Here is a 17,074-nt window from a genome sequence, read left to right as displayed (position 1 = left end):
CCGCATGACTGACAGCGATGGATCGGTGGCGGGCGGGGCGTGGCGGCACTGGGTGCGGCTGGGCGTGTTCGCTGTCTTCCTGCTCGGGATGTTCTATCTGGTGGCCATTGCCCGGGTGATCGATGTCGGGCGGATTCGCGAGATGGTCGGGGAGACAGGGCCGATCGCGCCTGTCGTGTACGGCGTGGTGGCAGCGGGGCTGGGGGCTGTCTTCGTGCCGGGGCCGATTCTCGCCGCGGGGAGCGGGATTCTGTTCGGGGCGTTCGTGGGAACGTTCGTGACGCTGGGGGCCACGGTGGGCACCGCCGCCACGGCCGCGTTTCTCGGATCCAGGGCCGGGCGGGGGAGTGTGCGCGGGGTGCTGGGGGAGGAGCGGGCCGAGCGGATCGACGCGCAGGTGCAGAAGTACGGACTGTGGGCGGTCGTGGGGCAGCGGTTCGTGCCGGGGATTTCGGATGCGATGGCGGCATACGCGTTCGGGGCCTTCGGGATTCCGGTGTGGCAGATGGCGGTGGGGGCGTTCATCGGGTCCGCGCCGCGGGCGTTCGTGTACACGGCGCTGGGGGCCTCGATCGGGGAGCTGAATGCGGGGCTGGCGTATGCGGCGATCGCGGTGTGGTGTGTGACCGCGGTGCTCGGCGCGATCGTGGCGCATCGCGGCTATCGGAGTTGGCGGGAGCAGCGGGGTGACCGGAGCATCGGCAGCGAACCGGACGTGCGGTAGCGTGCGGCCATGGCTGGAGCAGTGTGCCCGGGCTCGTATGACCCGGTGACCCTTGGACATGTCGATGTGATCGGGCGGACGGCGCAGCAGTTCGACGATGTGGTCGTGCTCGTGTCGATCAACCCCAAGAAGCAGGGGATGTTCAGCATCGAGGAGCGCCTCGAAATGCTGCGCGAGGCCACCTCGGAATTCCCCAATGTGCGGGTGGACTCGTGGCAGGGCCTGCTGGTGGATTACGCCAAGCAGCAGGGCATCACGGCCATTGTGAAGGGGCTGCGGGATGCCACCGACTTCGGTTACGAGCTGCAGATGGCGCAGATGAACCGCAAGCTCACCGGCATCGACACCTTCTTCATCGCGACCAATCCGCGCTACAGCTATGTGTCCAGCTCGCTGGTGAAAGAAGTAGCCTCCTACGGGGGCGACATCGCCGACCTGCTCTCGCCGGGCGTGCACAAGCGGCTGCTGGAGCGGATTGCCGAGCGGCGCAGCTGAATTCACCCCCAGGCGAGCTCGCTTCTCGCGCCCGCACACCCGCGGGCGCGAGCCGACCACCCACCGAAGGCGCGCTTCACAGCGAATGTGCCACGACCCGACGGGGTTCCACGGCGGGAGCGGGTTCGACGCGGCCGTCCGGCGCGTGCCGGCGGCCGTGCGCCAGCGCCGTGCTGAGCCGATGTGCGATCCCGCTGCCGATGAGGTCGTCCCAGGTCCAGCGCACCACCTGAAAACCCAAGGCGCGCAGATAGTTCTCCCGCGTCTGCTCCTTCGCGACGGCCTCGGCCGCGCTCTGCCCGGGGCGCAGCAGCCGTCCGTATCGCGTGCGCCCGTCGAATTCGCAAAGCACACCGGCGTTTTCGTAGTAGAAGTCGACGCGCCCCACGAAACGGCCATCGGGTGTGAGGACATTGCCCTGTGAGCGCGGCGCGGGCAGCCCCAGCCGCCGGATCAGCACCCGGCTCAATGACTCCCCGGCGCTCTGACTGCGCCCGTCCAGAAACGCGACAACCCTTTTGGCCTGGGCGATTCCGTGCTTGCGCCGTGCCAGCCCCAGCTCGTGCTCCAGGTCCGCACGCGTCAGCCCGAATGTCCCGGCCAGCGAGTCCCCGGCCACCACCGCCGCGTCGAACGGCAGCGTCAATGCCAGATCCACCACCGTGCGCGCGGGCGTCGTCACCAGGAACCCGCCGATCTCGCTCACCGAGTCCACCGGCGACCCCTGCACCCACGTATGCGGCCGAATTCGCCCGCCGCCCCGCCGATTCCGCGTCACGCACACCCGATCCAGCGGAGCCCGCCACAGCGTGGTCCCGTACAGCACGGCCGCCGACTGATGGCTCACCACCGCCTGCCCTGCCATCTCGGGCAGGATCGCCTCGATCAGCAGCCGGTGTCTGTCGAAGGGACTGTCCTGGCCGTCGATCACCGGCCGGATGCGCCGCGATGGCGTCGCACAGTGCCGTCGTGCGACCGTCCCCGCCGAAATGTCCTGCGCGCGTACCGCATCGCCCGCCGCGGCCATGACCGCTTGCCGTCCGCCCAGGCATGCCCGTCCCCGCATTTCCGAACCCCTCTCAGATCGGTTGATGCAGTCTTGGACGCCGACACTCCGAGCCCGGTTCCCCTTTCCCCGAAAATGCCGAAACCTCGCACCAAGTGCGAGGTTTCGGCGAAAGGTCGTGTTCGAAGGTTGGGCTCAGAACACCCACAGCCGCAGCGTCAGGAACCGCAGCGCACCCACCGCCGCGGTGATGGCCAGCACGGCCGCCGCCTGCGCGATATCGGTCAGTCCGGGAGCCACATTTCCCAGCACGGCCAGTCCGCCCGAGGTGATCGCCAGCCCGGCCAGCGCCAGCCCGCCGCCCTCGATCTGCGCGGTGAACCAGTTGACCCGGCCGGCCGCGTGGAAGGTCAGCCGCCGGTGCAGTTCATTGGCGAGCGCGGTGCTCACGACCGACCCGGCCAGATTGGCCAGCTGCACGCCGCCGCCGTAGAAGGCCAGGAACAGCATCAGGTAGCCGATATTGCTGAGCCCGCCGACCAGTGCGAAGCGAATGAGCTGGGCGAGGGCGTGTTCGCTGCGCAGCCAGGTCCCGACGCGTCCGCTGTGGCGGGTCCAGCCGGTGCGGGCAGCCTCGAAGCCGTACGCGTAGGTGTGCGCCAGCGTCGGCACGGGCAGGATCGCGGCCCGCTGCGGGATATCCAGGACAGCCATTGTCTTTCCCATCGAACACGTCGGGCTCGGCCCGGCGGAGTGCTCATCTCGTACTGCGTGTTCAGTATCGACTGAACAAACAAAACTTGTCAACATCTCCGGCGTCGTTGCCCTCACACTTGTTCAAAGAATGTAACACCAACTGGAGGCGTTTCCTCCACTTGTTTTTGTGGTGTGTGAAACAGGGGTGCGACACGCCGGGCGCGAACGGGCTTGACAGCGCCCTTCGGGGCAGACTGACGAACAAGCGGAGAGCGGCTCGCCGCGAGCCTGGCAGGAAGTGGGGTAGCAGTATGTACCGGGTATTCGAAGCCCTCGACGAACTCGTCGCCATCATCGAAGAGGCGCGGGGCATCCCGCCGACTCGCAACTGCATCGTGCCCCGCGGCGAGGTGCTCGAGCTGCTCGACGACGTGCGCGAGGCGCTGCCCGGTGAACTCGACGACGCCCAGGACGTGCTCGATCACCGCGACAAGATCGTCACCGATGCCCGCAATGCCGCGGACACCACGGTCACCAGCGCCAATGAGCAGGCGCACCACACTGTTACGTCGGCGCGCGACGAAGCCGACCGCATTCTCGCCGACGCGAAGGCGCACGCCGACCGCATGGTCGCCGAGGCCCGCGCGCACGCCGAGCATCTCGTCAGCACCGCCGAAGCCGATGCCGAGCGCACGGTGGAAGAGGGCAAGCGGGAATACGAGGAGGTCACCGGTCGTGCCCGCAGCGAGGCCGATCGCATGGTGGCCTCGGGCCAGGCGTCCTACGACCGTTCGGTGGCCGACGGCAAGGCCGAACAGGAACGCCTGGTCTCCGCCACCGAGGTGGTGCGCGCCGCGCACGCCGAATCGGCCCGCCTCATCGACGCCGCCACCGCCGAATCCGATCGCCTGCGCGAGGAGTGCGATCAGTACGTCGACGGCAAGCTCGCCGACTTCGAGGACTCCCTGCACGCCGCCCTGCGCGTGGTCGGCCGCGGCCGCACCCAGCTGCGCTCCGGCGCGGGCGTCCCCGACTACGCCGCGGAGTTCCGTCGCTGAACGCCCTTCGTCATCCCGGCGTGTTTTTGGCCGGGATCCACTGCCGGATGTGTGGATCCCGGCCAAAAGCGCGCCGGGATGACGGGGAATGAGCCGGTTTGGGCCGTAAGCGTGCGTTCACGTATCGTTGAGTGGTTGCCCATTCCACACCACGCGTGAATGAGAGTTCGTGATGCCCGCCGATTCCGGTCATGGTTCGCGTCGTCGCTTGAAGCAGACGGACGCGGGCTTCGTGCTGGACACGCGCAGTCTCGGACGCGCCCCCGGATCGATGCGCGAACTGCATCGCACCCACACCACCGATGGGAAGCTCGGCCTGGAAATGGTCGGAATCCCTGCCGGTGCGCAGGTCGAGATGGATCTCGTGCTGCAGTCGGTGTCCGAGGGCGTGCTCGTCACCGGCACGGTGTCCGCGCCGATCGAGGGCGAATGCTCGCGCTGTCTGGAATCGTTCTCCGATGAGATCGATCTGCAGATCACCGAGCTGTTCGCCTACCCGGACAGCGCAACCGAGCAGACCACCGAGGAAGACGAGATCCACCGTCTGGTCGACGACATGATCGACCTGGAACCGGTGATCATCGACGCCGTCGGGTTGGAACTGCCGTTGCAGCCGCTGTGCGAACCGGACTGCGCGGGACTGTGCCCGGAATGTGGCGTACGCATGGCGATTGCTGGTTCCGACCACACCCATGAGATACTTGACCCCCGCTGGGCCAAGCTCGCGGGCTTTGCTGTGCAAAACGGTGAACACAGCGCCGTGCCCAACGGTGCCTCCGGCACCGACCAGTCAGCCGAATCAGATTCAGAGGAGAAGTAGTCGTGGCCGTTCCGAAGCGCCGGATGTCTCGTGCCAACACCCACGCACGGCGTAGCCAGTGGAAGGCCACCGCGCCGACCCTGATCACCTGCCCGAACCGTGCCTGCGGCCAGCAGACCCTGCCGCACATCGCGTGCCCCTCGTGTGGCACGTACAAGGGCCGTCAGGTCACCGCTGCGGTCTGATCCGCAGAACCAGCCGACCGTGACCGCCAGCAAGGACGCGGCGGACACCCCCGCCGTGGGTGACGCAGCCGACCACACGCCTCTGCTCGAAGCACTCGGTGTCGACGTACGACCGGATTTGTTGCGCCTGGCGCTGACACACCGGTCGTACGCCTACGAGAACGGTGGGCTGCCGACCAATGAGCGTCTGGAATTCCTGGGCGACTCCGTCCTCGGCCTGAGCATCACCGAACGCCTCTACCTGGAACACCCGGACAAGTCCGAGGGTGAACTGGCGAAATTGCGTGCGAGCGTGGTCAATATGCACGCTCTCGCCGAGGTGGCGCGGATGCTGGGTGAGGGCGGTCTCGGCCGTCATCTGCTGCTCGGCAAGGGCGAAGAGCTCACCGGCGGCCGTGACAAGCCGAGCATTCTCGCCGATGGCATGGAGTCGCTGCTGGGTGCGGTGCACCTGCAGCACGGCATCGATGTCGCACGCAGCGTCGTCCTGCGTCTGTTCGCCGATCTGCTCGAGCGTGGCCCCCGCATGGGCGCCGGGCTCGATTGGAAGACCAGCCTGCAGGAGCTGACCGCGCTCCGCGGCATCGGCGTGCCCAGTTACGAGATCACCTCCACCGGACCCGATCACGACAAGGAGTTCACCGCCACCGCGGTGATCGGCGGGAAGGGTTACGGCCAGGGGGTGGGCCGCTCCAAGAAGGAAGCGGAGCAGAAGGCCGCCGGCGCCGCCTATCAGGCGCTGAACGCCGAAGCCGCCGAAGCTGATTCGGCGAAGTAGGGCCGATGCCCGAACTGCCCGAGGTCGAGGTCGTGCGGCGTGGGCTCACCGAACATGTGGTGGGCCGGGTCGTCGAATCGGTGACCGTGAAGCATCCGCGGTCGGTGCGGCGACATCTGCTGGGAGCGGATGATCTCGCCGCCCGGCTCGCGGGACTGCGGGTCGATGCCGCGCAACGGCGCGGAAAGTTCTTGTGGCTCACCTTCGATGAGCCGGATACCTCCCTCGTCGTGCACCTGGGCATGAGCGGGCAGATGCTGGTGCAGCCCGCCGCCGCGCCCCTGGAGAAGCACGCGCACATCATCGCCACCCTCGACTCCGGGGCCGAACTGCGATTCGTGGATCAGCGCACCTTCGGCGGCTGGCAGGTATCGGACCTGCTCGAAGTGGACGGGACCTTCGTTCCCGAACCCGTCGCCCACATCGCACGAGATCCCCTGGACCCCTTGGCCGATGACGAACGCTTCGTGGCCGCCATCCGCGCCAAGAACTCCGAGATCAAACGAGTCCTGTTGGACCAGACCGTGATTTCCGGCGTCGGCAACATCTACGCCGATGAAGCCTTGTGGCGGGCCGGAATTCACGGCGAGCGCATGGCCGCGAAGCTCACCCGCCCGGTGGTGCGCGGCCTGATCAGTGACGTCCGCGCCGTCATGACCGAGGCCCTGCAAGCCGGCGGCACCTCCTTCGACGCCCTCTACGTGAACGTCAACGGCCAGTCCGGCTACTTCGAGCGTTCCCTGAATGCCTATGGCCGCGAACACGAACCGTGCCGTCGCTGCGGCGCCCCCATGGTCCGCGAGAAGTTCATGAACCGCTCCTCCTTCTCCTGCCCGCGCTGCCAGAAGCGTCCGCGCCTCTGAGCCGGTGGCCTGGATACAACGTGACATCGTCAGGTTTCTAGGCCGTTCTCTGGCCAGAAGTACGCGGCTACGGGGAGGTGTGACCAATTTTCTCAATATCCTGCATAAGGCCCCAACTGAAACCTGCGCCATAGAGTGTCCCGTGATGGTCTTCGAACAGGTACTCCTCGTACGGAGGCCAATGGTCACCATCGCGAAGCGGGCCAAACATTTCGGCTAATTCATTGATTGTGACACTCCAGGGTGCGAGTTCCTCCGGTGAGGTGATGTGAGGACGATGCCCACCGGGTGTGCGGACGAATTTCGCGTCCGCGATTAAGCCCCCCTCGGCTGCTGCAATCAAGAAACTGAATCCAGGCCAAAAATTCAGTCGATAAGACAGTGTGCGTTCATCTTCTGTGAAAGATCCGGAGCGCATTATATTCCGCATGTTCTCAAATTGGCTTGGTCCGATGCCGGTTTGCGTGCTAACTGCTGCGGAGATCGCTGTAGCGCGGTCTACAGACACGTCTATGCCTGACAGTTTGGCCTCCTTCAACGCGTCATCACATGTCATGGTCATGAGGAGATAGATTTCGAACTCCATGGCAAAATTTTCTCCAAAGCTCATCAAACCACTTCCATATCACTTCGCGATGAAGTCAACGACATTGCCGCGTGCTGCGATTACTGAACCGTTCTCCTTGACAATAAGAACGATATTCTGCGTGGCAATCTTCGGCAGGATCACCGTGCCGCCCCCAACTGCATTCGCAGTACCGCCAACCTCGCCGAAAGCTGATTCGGATGCTCGTATGGCAGCCTGCACAGCGTCATCGTGAGGCAGCTTGAGATCAGTCAGCTTACCAGCGAGGATATCCGGCTTGCCTGATCCCTTGGGAAGACCCTTAACGTCTTTCCCGATCTGCTCGGCATCCTTCAGTACCTGGTCAAGATGAGGATTTCCAGTGGATTTCGGTACTCCTCCAGGAGCATCGTCGCCCAGTTGTTTGGCCTCCTTGACGGCCGCCTTGGTATCTGTGAGGTCTTTGCGGACTCGGTTCGCCTTCTGAAGCTGCCGGAATTCGCGCCATTCGCGGATGAATCTGGCGATGCGCGCGCCATAGGCAGAGACCGTCGTGGCTGTCGCCACTCCGGCGGCCAGGGCGCTGACGCCGAAGGTGACCCAAGATGTTAGTACGCCGACAGCCCACTCCGTCGCGATGATCGCGCCGAGTTCGTTGAGCGCCGTCTCGATCGTCTCCTTGCGCAGCCTGTGCAGATCAGCCTTGTAGTCGCTACAAAGCTGCGAAAGCTCTCCGCATTCACCAAGGATGTCGTCAACCGCGGTCTGCAACGTACGCAGTTTTGCGGCGATAGCGATGGCGTCGGCGGGGTCGCAACCATCCATCACCGTAGCGGCGTTGGTCAGTACCGAAGCCAGGTTCGCGGTGTAGTTGGTCTGCAGTCGCTTCCACGCATCGGCGGCGGTCTGCAGCTTGTCGGTGTCGCCGTCGGGAACCGGGATGCCAACCTCGTCGGCAAATTTGATAAGTGACGCAAAATCGTCGCGCAGTCCACCGCTGGGACCTCCCGCCGAAGGCGGAGAACCGTAGTACTTGATTTCCGGCGTCGGAGTGGCCGGCATGGCGGTGGGCGGTGCGGTCGGGTTGAGGACACTGTTGTAGTCGGCCAGGTAATGGGTGTACCCGTTCTCAATAATCACCTTGCCGAACCGTTGCAAGCCCTCGCCCAGGTCCGCGGCCAGAGTCAAAAGCTCGGTGACCCGTTGATCGTAGTCCTTTCCCCACTCGACGCCTTCTTCATCGACTCCTGCCATGCCGCCACAGGAGCCCATGGCGTACGTCTCAGCGAGGAAGGCGACCTGCAACGCGTCGGCCAAATCGGAACAAGCTTTTCCGGCAGCGTAATACGCACCGAAGTCTAGATACACGCCGCTCCCCCCGGACTCACCTCAGCAACCGCTCACAGACCGAGTCTGCTCATATTGGTGGCCAAGGCACTGCTGTAGTTCCCATGCGCTGTTCCCGCCGCCGTCTCCAGCACCTGCAGGCCCTCCCGCACATCCGTTGCGCCAGCTACCCATTCGTTGTGTGCCACCGCGTATGCTGTTGCGACCTCCCCCGTCCAAGACGCCACGACTTCCCGAGCCTTCGCATCAAGGGTGTCGAGATGGGCGGTGAGGAACGCTTTGAACGCTTGCAACCGCGCTGTCACCTCGTCCAGATGGTTCAGGTCGACCGAATATCCTTCGCCCGCAACGGTCATGGCAGCACTAGCGAAGAGAAGCCAGAACCGAAGGCAGTGTCGCTGTCGTGGAGGTTCTCAGCGGTGATCCCTAGCTTGGCTGCCAGGTCGAACAACGCGTCCCACACCTCGACCGCGCCAGTGCGCATCTCGTTCCACCCCGCCAAGTAGTGAATCGTCCCGGTGAGTCCGGAGACTTATTGGTGTGACAGCTCAGCGAGTTGCTGGGCTGGTTGTTGAGCGTAGTAGGCGGCTTCCAGTTCGGCAGGTGGCATGTCACCGCAATTGCGGTAGAGGCGACGGTGATTGAACCAGTCGACCCATTCGGCGGTGGCCAACTCGACGTGATCGACCGTGCGCCACGGGCCTCGAGGTTTGATCAGTTCGGTCTTGTAGAGACCGTTGATCGTCTCGGCGAGTGCGTTGTCATAAGAGGAGCCGACCGCCCCTACAGAGGGTTGGATCCCGGCCTCGGCGAGGCGTTCGGTGAACGCGATCGAGGTATATTGAGATCCCCTATCATTGTGGTGGACAACATCTTTCACATCCCATCCATCGCGGTTCCGAGTCCAGATGGCATGCTCGATCGCGTCGAGCACCAACCCGGTCGTCATCGACGTGGAGGTGCGCCAGCCGATGATCCGACGGGCGTAGGCGTCCACGACGAACGCGACATATACCCATCCCGACCACGTCGAGACGTAGGTGAAATCGGCTACCCACAACCGATTCGGTGCCGCAGGAGAGAACTTGCGTCGCACCAGATCCGCCGACCGCGGCGCGGCCGGGTCCGCGATCGTGGTCCGTTTGACCTTGCCGCGCACCGCACCTCGTAATCCGAGACCACGCATCAGCCGTTCCACCCGGCAACGGGCGACGCCGATGCCCTCGCGGTTGAGCTGCAGCCACACTTTCCGGGCCCCGTAGACCCGGTAGTTCTCGTTGTGCACGCGCGTGATCTGCACATTCAATTCCTGGTCACGCTGTTCGCGCTGGGTCGGGGTCCGGTTGCGATGTTCGTAGTAGGTCGATGGGGCGATCTTGACGCCGAGCTCGGTGAGCGCGGCGCAGATCGACTCGACACCCCATCGCAGGCCGCCGTGTTCGCGACGGCCTTGATGTTCGCTGATGAACCTGACGGTCAGCGTTGGGGCCGGTCCAGTTCGGCCGCGAAGAAAACCGACGCGGCTTTCAGAATTCCGTTGGCGCGCTTGAGTTCTGCGTTCTCACGCCGCAACCGCTTCAACTCCGCGGACTCATCGGTGCTCACCCCGGGACGGGTTCCACCGTCGATCTGGCCCTGACGCACCCACTTGCGGACCGTTTCCGGGGTCCCCACGCCGAGCAGATCGGCGACCGCTTTCATCGCGGCCCACTCCGACTCGTGTTGATCCTGGATCTCCACGAACATCCGGATCGCTCGCTCACGCAGCTCGACCGGGTACTTCTTCCTCGACGACACGACTTCCATCCTTCACAGATGACGAAGTCCCTGGACTCACCGGGGCGATTCATAGGAGTCGGCCGCAGCACCTTTCCATGTGCTCATCAATCCTTGCACTTCTCCATCGAGAGTTGCACAGCCCGAACGTAACTCCTCGGCCATCCGATACGCGACCCTCCCGAAGCCCTGCACGTCATCGGGAATCACTTCGAATTGGCCTGCGCCAACCGATTCAATCGCCATCGCCCCGACCCTCCCTATTATCTCGGACGGTTCAAGACAAGCCCCCGCCTTGCAACAGCCTGTCGGATTCGACCGTACCGGACGCCAGGCGGTGCAGGCGAGTTGATCGGCCGCCGTCAGTCATCGCCGCCAATGGTCGATACTTCACCGACTCCGACACCCTGGAAACCGCCGTCCGTCGCATACGCGGCGACAGTGGTGCTCACTGGGGCGCGGCCAGACATCACACCGAAGCCCGCAGCAGCCTTGTGCTGGGGCTTCGCCACGTATGCCTATGAGGGCCAGCCGAATTCGCCGGTCCGTGCTCCCGTGACGAACGCATCCCATTCGCCGGGGGTGAAGATCAGGGCTGGGCCGGTCGGATTCTTGGAGTCGCGCACGCCGACGTGGCCTCCAGCGAGGAATGCGACCTCCACGCAGTCCTGGGACGGTGTGCTTCTGGTGCTCTTGAACCACTGCGCGCCTGTAAGATTGATGTTCACGTGGAATACTCCTTTGCGATACTGAGAATGAGTTGGCGGCTATTGCCCTCATCCAGGGCCAACCGCTCAGTGTCGGCGAGGACCCCACGATACTTAGTGATGACGTCGGGCTGCTTGTCGTACCGACCGCCTGCGTAGCCCTGGACGTAGACGATTGGCGGCCTGGTCAATTCGTTGTTCGGATGGTCCGGAAACTCGAACAGCACGAATGTTCCCGCGAACAGTCCTTGGTAGGTGCCGGCGGAGGCGGGCACTACACGAACCGACACGTTGGGCAGCTCTCCCATGGCGGAGAGGTGCTTCAGCTGCGTTGCCATCACTTCGGGTCCGCCGGTGTCTCGTCGGAGGACCGACTCGTCAATGAGGACGGCGAGCTGAAGCGGGTTGTCGGAGCTGGTCAGGCGTTCCTGTCGTTTCATCGCAACCTGCAGCATGCGTTCGGTGTCACGAGATGACTTGTCCGGGAATTCAATCCAGCTCAGGGCGCGTCGGTATTCGAGGGTTTGCAGCTGCCCCGGCAGGAACGTTGTCTGGTAGGAAACGAGGTGGTTCGCCCTGTTCTCCAGGCTGACGAACAGGTTGAACTCCTTGGGTATGGCGTCGCTGAACGCGTGCCACCAGCCGTCCTTGTCCTCTGCGGCTTCCTGAACCAACGCCAGGATCGCATTCGTTTGTTCAGGTGTCGCGTCGTAGACCTCGCAGAGCTTCTGGATGAGCACGGGGTTGAGCCGAACATCGAGCCCGCTCTCGATACGCCACAGGGTCGGTTTGCTGATGCCGCTCAGTTCAGCCGCGTCCTCTCGCTTGACAGTTGTGCCTTCGCGAAGGTTCTTCAGTTCCAGGCCGAGGAGTATGCGGGGAAGTGTTGAAGGGGCTGCCATTTCGCCGACCTTCCCAGGGGCAGGGGTTCCGTTGAAACCATGATGAGGGTTCAGCTGAAACCCCGCCGGAAATACTGAAATATTTCAACTGAAATGTTGCCGCACGCTGCGACCTGGGTGTGTGCTGGTTGTGCGCCTGACAGCGGAACTGCGGGCCGGGCGCACTCCACGAACCGTCCAAGGGAGCGGGAGGCACCCGAGATGGAAGTCATGCTCATAGTCACACTGGCTTCGCTTCTGCTGTTGGCGGCCAACATGATTGGCCGGATCGGTCACGTCGAACGGCATGCGCGACGCAGGCCGACCGTCGTCGATATTCAGGCCAGGCTCGCGGCGGAGTCGCCACGCACGTATGTCCGGACAAGTCGGGGGTGGTGACGATGGGTTTGCTGCCGTCTGCCGTGGGATTCCTGCGCAGTGATGTGTCGGGGCTGCGGCAATCGCAGGACGAGATGGGAATTCGCCGGGCTGCCAAGCGGACTGGCTACGAGTTGCGGAAGACGATCGTTTTTGGTGAGCGTACCGAGGATCGGGTGCGCCGCCTGCGCGTGGCGATCGACCGCCTGGGCGTGGAGGCGGTGATCGTGCCGAGCGCTGAGCATTTCGACGGTGGTGCGATTCCCGCGGAGCTGCTGGAGGTGGCAGCCGTCATCACCGCGTCGCCGGAGCAGGTCTGGGGCCGAACCCATCGCAGCACGTGCTAGCGAGAGGGCGATGCGATGTGTGCTGAATGCCTCCGGGCGTTGTGCGAGCGCGATCAGCCTGCCGGTTGGTTGCAGTACCGCGACGGGTCGTGGGCTCCGGTCGGTGCGGACGGCCGGGTGGGGCCACCGATCACAGTTGATGACCTGTCCGACCCTGAAGCTTGCGCGCCCGGTGGCGCGCGGGCTGAACGGTGACAACCGCGCCGTCATGAGCGAGCCGCTCTTCGTTCTCCTACCCGCGCTGCAAGGAATGACCGCGCCGACACCAGCGGCGGCAGTTCGAATCCGGGCGATCCAATCCCTGTGCGGCGCGGTCGTTGCCGGGTTTGATCGGGCGAATGTCCCCAACTTTCCACTGGTTTCTGCCTACCAACGGTGACAGCCGCAATGTCGTCGGCGGTGGTCACGGAGCGAACGCGACCCGTTCGGCGGGTGATCGGCCGCCGAGCGTGGAGTACTTGAGTCAGATCGCTGTTGCTGCGGAGAATCTCGGGTTCGAGGCGGTGCTCACGCCGACGGGCGCTTGGTGCGAGGACGCGTGGCTGACGACCGCCATGGTGTCGCAGGCGACCAAGCGGTTGAAGTTCCTTGTCGCGCTGCGGCCCGGTTTCCTGTCGCCGACGCTGGCCGCGCAGATGGCGAGCACCTTTCAGCGGCAGACCGGTGGGCGGTTGCTGATCAATGTGGTCACCGGTGGCGAGTCCAGTGAGCAGCAGGCTTACGGCGATTTCCTGGACAAGGACGGGCGTTACGTTCGTACGGGCGAGTTTCTGGATGTGGTGCGCAGGCTGTGGGCCGGCGAGACCGTCAGCCTGGAGGGTGAACATGTCCACGTCCATCGGGCCAAGCTGGCGCAGGTGCCCACGCCGGTGCCGGAGATCTACTTCGGCGGCTCGTCACCTATCGCGGGAACCATTGCGGCACAACACTCCGACGTCTATCTGACCTGGGGCGAACCGCCCGCGCAGGTCGCGGAGAAGATCGCTTGGATTCGCAGGCTCGCGCAGCGCGAAGGCCGTACGGTGCGTTTCGGCATCCGGCTGCACGTGATCACCCGCGACACCTCGGCGCAAGCCTGGGCCGAAGCCGAGCGCCTCCTCGCCGGGTTCGACCCGGCGGCCGTCGCCGACATCCAGAAATCCTTGGCGCGCAGCGAATCCGAGGGCCAGCGCCGCATGCTCGCCCTGCACCAGGGTTCCACCGATTCCCTCGAGATCTATCCGAACCTGTGGGCGGGCATCGGCCTGGTACGCGGCGGCGCGGGCACCGCCCTGGTCGGTAGCCACGACGAGGTTGCCGACCGCATCCTCGAATACCACGACCTCGGCATCGACGAATTCGTGCTCTCCGGCTACCCGCATCTGGAGGAGGCGTACTGGTTCGGCGAAGGCGTCCTGCCTGTGCTGGCCGAACGCGGCGTCTGGCAGCACCCCGATGAGCCTGCGCCGCATCGCGGCCTCGACGTCGCGTCCTCCTAGACCCATGACACCGACAACCAATCGCGCACCGGCCGAAACCGGAACGCGGACAAGTGCAAGCGCGACGGTGGCGAACAGCGCGCCGACAGTAGAACACGCTCGGGTGGATGCGGGTGTGCCGTCGGCTGAGAACCCTGAGGCTGTGGGTGGGTCTCTGAGTGAGGGCGAGCGGAGTGGGGCGGGGACTTCGGCGCGACGGCGGTGGCCGGGGGTGCGAATCCTGTTGCCGCTGTTGTCTGTTGCTGTGTTTCTTGTGGTGTGGCAGGGGGTGGCGCTGGCGGGAGTGTGGAACGAAACCTTTGTGCCGCGGCCGATTACGGTGTGGCGGGCCGCTGTCGACATGTCCACCACTCATGAGGGGGTGGTGGGGTATCAGGGCTATCTGCTGTGGGAGCACCTGTATATGACGTTGCGCCGGGTGCTGGCGGGTGTCGTGGTCGGCGTCACGGCCGGGGTGGCGCTGGGGGTGGCCATGGGGACCGTCGGGTGGCTGCGGAGCATTCTGGAGCCCTGGCTCACCTTTCTGCGGACGTTGCCGCCGCTGGCGTATTTCTTCCTGCTGGTGATCTGGCTGGGGATCGATGAAGCGCCCAAGGTAACCCTGCTGGCACTGGCGGCGCTGCCCGCTGCCGCCATTGCCACCACGACGGCGGTGGCGGCCGCACCTGTCGGATTGGTGGAGGCCGCACGGGCTTTGGGTGCGACCCGCCTTCAGGTGATTCGCGACGTGGTGTTCCCGGCCGCTCTGCCGGAGACCTTCACCGGTGTGCGGCTTGCGGTCGGCATGGCCTATTCCTCCGTCGTGGCGGCGGAGCTGTTCAACGGTCTGCCCGGGATCGGCGGCGTCGTGAAGGACGCGAGCAATTACAACAACACACCGGTGGTGCTGGTCGGGATTTTCGCCATCGGCATTTCGGGTCTGGTCATCGACGGACTGCTGCGTGCGGTCGAGCGGCGCGCGGTGCCGTGGAGAGGGAAGCTATGAGTTCCAAGAGGTTTCGTGCACGGATCGGCCGTGCGGTGGCGGCGGTGGTGGCCGGTGCGGTCGCGTTCACGGTCGCGGGCTGCGCGGTGGACCGCTCCGGGGCCGATGCCAGCAAGCCGACGATTCGCATTGCCTACCAGACGTTTCCGAGCGGCGACCTGATCGTCAAGAACAAGAGATGGCTGGAGAGCGAGCTGCCCGGCTACAACATCAAGTGGACGAAGTTCGACTCCGGCGCGGACGTGAATACCGCCTTCGTCGCGAAGCAGGTCGACTTCGGTGCGCTCGGGTCGAGCCCGGTGGCGCGCGGATTGTCCGCGCCACTGAGCATCCCGTATCAGGTCGCCTACGTGCTGGATGTGGCGGGCGACAATGAGGCGCTGGTGGCGCGCAATGGCGCCGGCATCGAGTCGATCGGCGATCTGCGCGGCAAGCGCATCGGCACGGCCTTCGCCTCCACCGCGCACTACAGCCTGCTGGCCGCCCTGGATCGAAATGGACTGAGTGCCAATGATGTCAGGCTGGTCGACCTCCAACCAGCGGCCTCGCTGGCGGCGTGGGAGCGCGGCGATATCGACGCCGTGTACACCTGGCTGCCGACGCTGGATCAGCTGCGTAAGAGCGGCAAGACGCTGATCACCAGCCGCGAACTCGCCACGGCAGGCAAACCGACCCTCGATCTCGGTGTCGTGTCGAAGCAATTCGCCCAGACCCATCCCGACATCGTCGACATCTGGCGCAAGGTGCAGGCCCGCGCCATCGACACCATCAAGAACCAGCCCTACGAAGCGGCGCAGGCGATTTCGGCCGAGATCGGTGTCACCCCGGCGGATGCGGCCCAGCAGTTGGGCCAGGGCGTCTTCCTGACCGCACAGCAGCTCACCTCCGCCGAATGGCTCGGCACCGAAGGCAATGTCGGCCAGATCGCGACCAGCCTGCAGAGCGCCGCCGAATTCCTGGCCGCCCAGAAGCAGATTCCCGCCGCACCGTCGTTGCAGACGATCAAGGACGGCATTTATGTGAAGGGATTGCCCGGTGTCCTCGACTAGCGCACTCGCCGATGTTGTTTCGACACCGAGCGCGGCTACGGCCCAGGGCAGCATCAGGATTCGGCAGGTCTCGCATCGCTACGGCGGTGGTGGCGCCACCGTCACCGCGCTCGGCCCGATCGACCTCGGCGTCCCACCGGGCGAATTCCTGGTCCTGGTAGGCGCTTCCGGCTGCGGCAAGAGCACCCTGCTGCGCCTGATCGCCGGCTTCGAGACCCCCACCCAGGGCCGTATCGAAGTCTCCGGCACGAAGCCAGCTCCCGGTCGCACGGCGGGCATGGTCTTCCAACAGCCGCGATTGTTCCCCTGGAAGACGGTGGGCGGCAATATCGATCTGGCCCTGAGGTATGCCGGTGTGCGACGTGATCAGCGGGCCGCGCAGCGTGACGCGCTGCTGCGCCGCGTCGGCCTCGAGGACACCGCCCACCGCCGCATCTGGGAGCTGTCCGGCGGCCAGCAGCAGCGCGTGGCGATCGCCCGCGCCCTGGCCGCCGAGCACTCCCTGCTGCTCCTCGACGAGCCGTTCGCCGCACTCGATGCCCTCACCCGGGAGCGCCTCCAGGACGATCTGCGCCGCGTCGGCACCGAGCAGGGCCGGACGGCCGTCTTCGTCACGCACAGCGCCGACGAGGCCGTCTTCCTCGGCTCCCGAATCGTGGTCCTCACCAAACGCCCGGGGCAGACAGCCCTCGACCTCCCGGTCGACCTACCCCGCACCGGAGTCGACCCGGACGAGCTGCGCGCCTCCCCGGAATTCGCGGCCCTGCGCCGGGAGGTGGGGCACGCGGTGAAGTCCGCAGCCGCCTGACCGCAGATGACCGATCCGACTCCTCGTGCCGCCCTGGACGCCAGTCGGTCGACCGACGCGGTCGAAACTGCCACCGGAATAACGGTCTTTCGGGTCGGCCGACACCGATCTGCCGCAGCGAGCTCGAT

At 65.1% G+C, this 17,074-nt stretch carries 21 protein-coding genes; 12 read left to right on the top strand and 9 right to left on the bottom strand.

The genetic code is table 11. From position 1 onward, the window contains the following. Positions 1-4 precede the first annotated feature (4 nt). Positions 5-724, top strand: coding sequence for a TVP38/TMEM64 family protein (locus H0264_RS32855; RefSeq protein ID WP_181581146.1), 720 nt, complete (start codon positions 5-7; stop codon positions 722-724). Between the two features lie 9 nt (positions 725-733). Further along, complete coding sequence (gene coaD, locus H0264_RS32850) at positions 734-1,219, top strand: pantetheine-phosphate adenylyltransferase (protein WP_181581145.1); 486 nt, start codon at positions 734-736, stop codon at positions 1,217-1,219. Between the two features lie 76 nt (positions 1,220-1,295). On the opposite strand, the gene H0264_RS32845 is transcribed toward coaD, so the two are convergent. Together H0264_RS32845 and H0264_RS32840 are read right to left on the bottom strand one after the other, a co-directional pair. After that, positions 1,296-2,285 carry a hypothetical protein gene (locus H0264_RS32845; RefSeq protein ID WP_181581144.1) on the bottom strand — a complete coding sequence of 330 codons (990 nt, stop codon included), beginning with the start codon at positions 2,283-2,285 and terminating at the stop codon, positions 1,296-1,298. A 135-nt stretch (positions 2,286-2,420) separates the two neighbouring features. Beyond that, positions 2,421-2,939, bottom strand: coding sequence for a GtrA family protein (locus H0264_RS32840; RefSeq protein ID WP_181581143.1), 519 nt, complete (start codon positions 2,937-2,939; stop codon positions 2,421-2,423). A 293-nt stretch (positions 2,940-3,232) separates the two neighbouring features. Between H0264_RS32840 and H0264_RS32835 the strand changes: the two genes are divergently transcribed. From H0264_RS32835 to mutM, 5 genes are all read left to right on the top strand, one after another. After that, the gene (locus tag H0264_RS32835; RefSeq protein ID WP_181581142.1) at positions 3,233-3,979 is read left to right on the top strand and encodes a DivIVA domain-containing protein; all 747 of its coding nucleotides are present in this window, start codon (positions 3,233-3,235) and stop codon (positions 3,977-3,979) included. A gap of 172 nt (positions 3,980-4,151) precedes the next feature. Then, entirely contained in the window at positions 4,152-4,799 is a 648-nt protein-coding gene (locus H0264_RS32830; protein ID WP_181581141.1) for a YceD family protein, read from the top strand. Positions 4,800-4,801: 2 nt separating this feature from the next. Then, the gene (gene rpmF, locus H0264_RS32825) at positions 4,802-4,984 is read left to right on the top strand and encodes a 50S ribosomal protein L32 (RefSeq protein ID WP_084478121.1); all 183 of its coding nucleotides are present in this window, start codon (positions 4,802-4,804) and stop codon (positions 4,982-4,984) included. Between the two features lie 19 nt (positions 4,985-5,003). Then, a complete protein-coding gene (rnc, locus tag H0264_RS32820) occupies positions 5,004-5,762 on the top strand; it encodes a ribonuclease III (protein WP_420832006.1) in 759 nt (252 codons plus the stop codon). A gap of 5 nt (positions 5,763-5,767) precedes the next feature. Next, positions 5,768-6,625 carry a bifunctional DNA-formamidopyrimidine glycosylase/DNA-(apurinic or apyrimidinic site) lyase gene (mutM, locus tag H0264_RS32815; protein WP_181581140.1) on the top strand — a complete coding sequence of 286 codons (858 nt, stop codon included), beginning with the start codon at positions 5,768-5,770 and terminating at the stop codon, positions 6,623-6,625. A 67-nt stretch (positions 6,626-6,692) separates the two neighbouring features. Here the strand turns inward: mutM and H0264_RS32810 are convergent, their stop codons facing one another. From H0264_RS32810 to H0264_RS32780, 7 genes are all read right to left on the bottom strand, one after another. Continuing rightward, positions 6,693-7,211 carry a hypothetical protein gene (locus H0264_RS32810; RefSeq protein WP_181581139.1) on the bottom strand — a complete coding sequence of 173 codons (519 nt, stop codon included), beginning with the start codon at positions 7,209-7,211 and terminating at the stop codon, positions 6,693-6,695. A 39-nt stretch (positions 7,212-7,250) separates the two neighbouring features. Beyond that, a complete protein-coding gene (locus H0264_RS32805; RefSeq protein ID WP_181581138.1) occupies positions 7,251-8,558 on the bottom strand; it encodes a WXG100-like domain-containing protein in 1,308 nt (435 codons plus the stop codon). Between the two features lie 32 nt (positions 8,559-8,590). Beyond that, positions 8,591-8,893: a WXG100 family type VII secretion target gene (locus H0264_RS32800; protein ID WP_181581137.1), complete on the bottom strand. Its 303-nt coding sequence runs from the start codon at positions 8,891-8,893 to the stop codon at positions 8,591-8,593. A 176-nt stretch (positions 8,894-9,069) separates the two neighbouring features. Further along, a protein-coding gene (locus H0264_RS32795) for an IS3 family transposase (protein ID WP_420831994.1) occupies positions 9,070-10,334 on the bottom strand; the annotation gives its coding sequence in 2 pieces (ribosomal slippage) (positions 9,070-10,052 and positions 10,052-10,334; 1,266 coding nt in all). A gap of 36 nt (positions 10,335-10,370) precedes the next feature. After that, positions 10,371-10,559 carry a WXG100 family type VII secretion target gene (locus H0264_RS32790; protein ID WP_181581136.1) on the bottom strand — a complete coding sequence of 63 codons (189 nt, stop codon included), beginning with the start codon at positions 10,557-10,559 and terminating at the stop codon, positions 10,371-10,373. A 272-nt stretch (positions 10,560-10,831) separates the two neighbouring features. Next, complete coding sequence (locus H0264_RS32785; protein ID WP_181581135.1) at positions 10,832-11,041, bottom strand: DUF397 domain-containing protein; 210 nt, start codon at positions 11,039-11,041, stop codon at positions 10,832-10,834. Next, positions 11,038-11,922, bottom strand: coding sequence for a helix-turn-helix domain-containing protein (locus H0264_RS32780; protein WP_181581134.1), 885 nt, complete (start codon positions 11,920-11,922; stop codon positions 11,038-11,040). Before H0264_RS32780 ends, H0264_RS32785 begins: the two co-directional genes overlap by 4 nt. Before the next feature lie 380 nt (positions 11,923-12,302). On the opposite strand from H0264_RS32780, the gene H0264_RS32775 reads away from it, so the two are divergent. The 5 genes from H0264_RS32775 to H0264_RS32755 all read left to right on the top strand — a co-directional run bounded on the left by H0264_RS32775 (position 12,303) and on the right by H0264_RS32755 (position 16,946). Further along, positions 12,303-12,626, top strand: coding sequence for a hypothetical protein (locus H0264_RS32775; protein ID WP_181581133.1), 324 nt, complete (start codon positions 12,303-12,305; stop codon positions 12,624-12,626). Positions 12,627-12,964: 338 nt separating this feature from the next. Then, positions 12,965-14,104 carry an LLM class flavin-dependent oxidoreductase gene (locus tag H0264_RS32770; RefSeq protein ID WP_181581132.1) on the top strand — a complete coding sequence of 380 codons (1,140 nt, stop codon included), beginning with the start codon at positions 12,965-12,967 and terminating at the stop codon, positions 14,102-14,104. A gap of 154 nt (positions 14,105-14,258) precedes the next feature. Next, positions 14,259-15,089, top strand: coding sequence for an ABC transporter permease (locus tag H0264_RS32765; RefSeq protein WP_420832125.1), 831 nt, complete (start codon positions 14,259-14,261; stop codon positions 15,087-15,089). Then, positions 15,086-16,138, top strand: coding sequence for a taurine ABC transporter substrate-binding protein (locus H0264_RS32760; protein ID WP_181581130.1), 1,053 nt, complete (start codon positions 15,086-15,088; stop codon positions 16,136-16,138). Before H0264_RS32765 ends, H0264_RS32760 begins: the two co-directional genes overlap by 4 nt. Next, complete coding sequence (locus H0264_RS32755; RefSeq protein WP_181581129.1) at positions 16,125-16,946, top strand: ABC transporter ATP-binding protein; 822 nt, start codon at positions 16,125-16,127, stop codon at positions 16,944-16,946. The genes H0264_RS32760 and H0264_RS32755 overlap by 14 nt, the downstream gene beginning before the upstream one ends. Positions 16,947-17,074: the final 128 nt, after the last annotated feature.

The organism is Nocardia huaxiensis, assembly GCF_013744875.1.
Lineage (GTDB): Bacteria > Actinomycetota > Actinomycetes > Mycobacteriales > Mycobacteriaceae > Nocardia > Nocardia huaxiensis.
The sequence above is the reverse complement of the archived record's forward strand: the minus strand, read 5'-3'. Positions and strand labels throughout refer to the sequence as shown.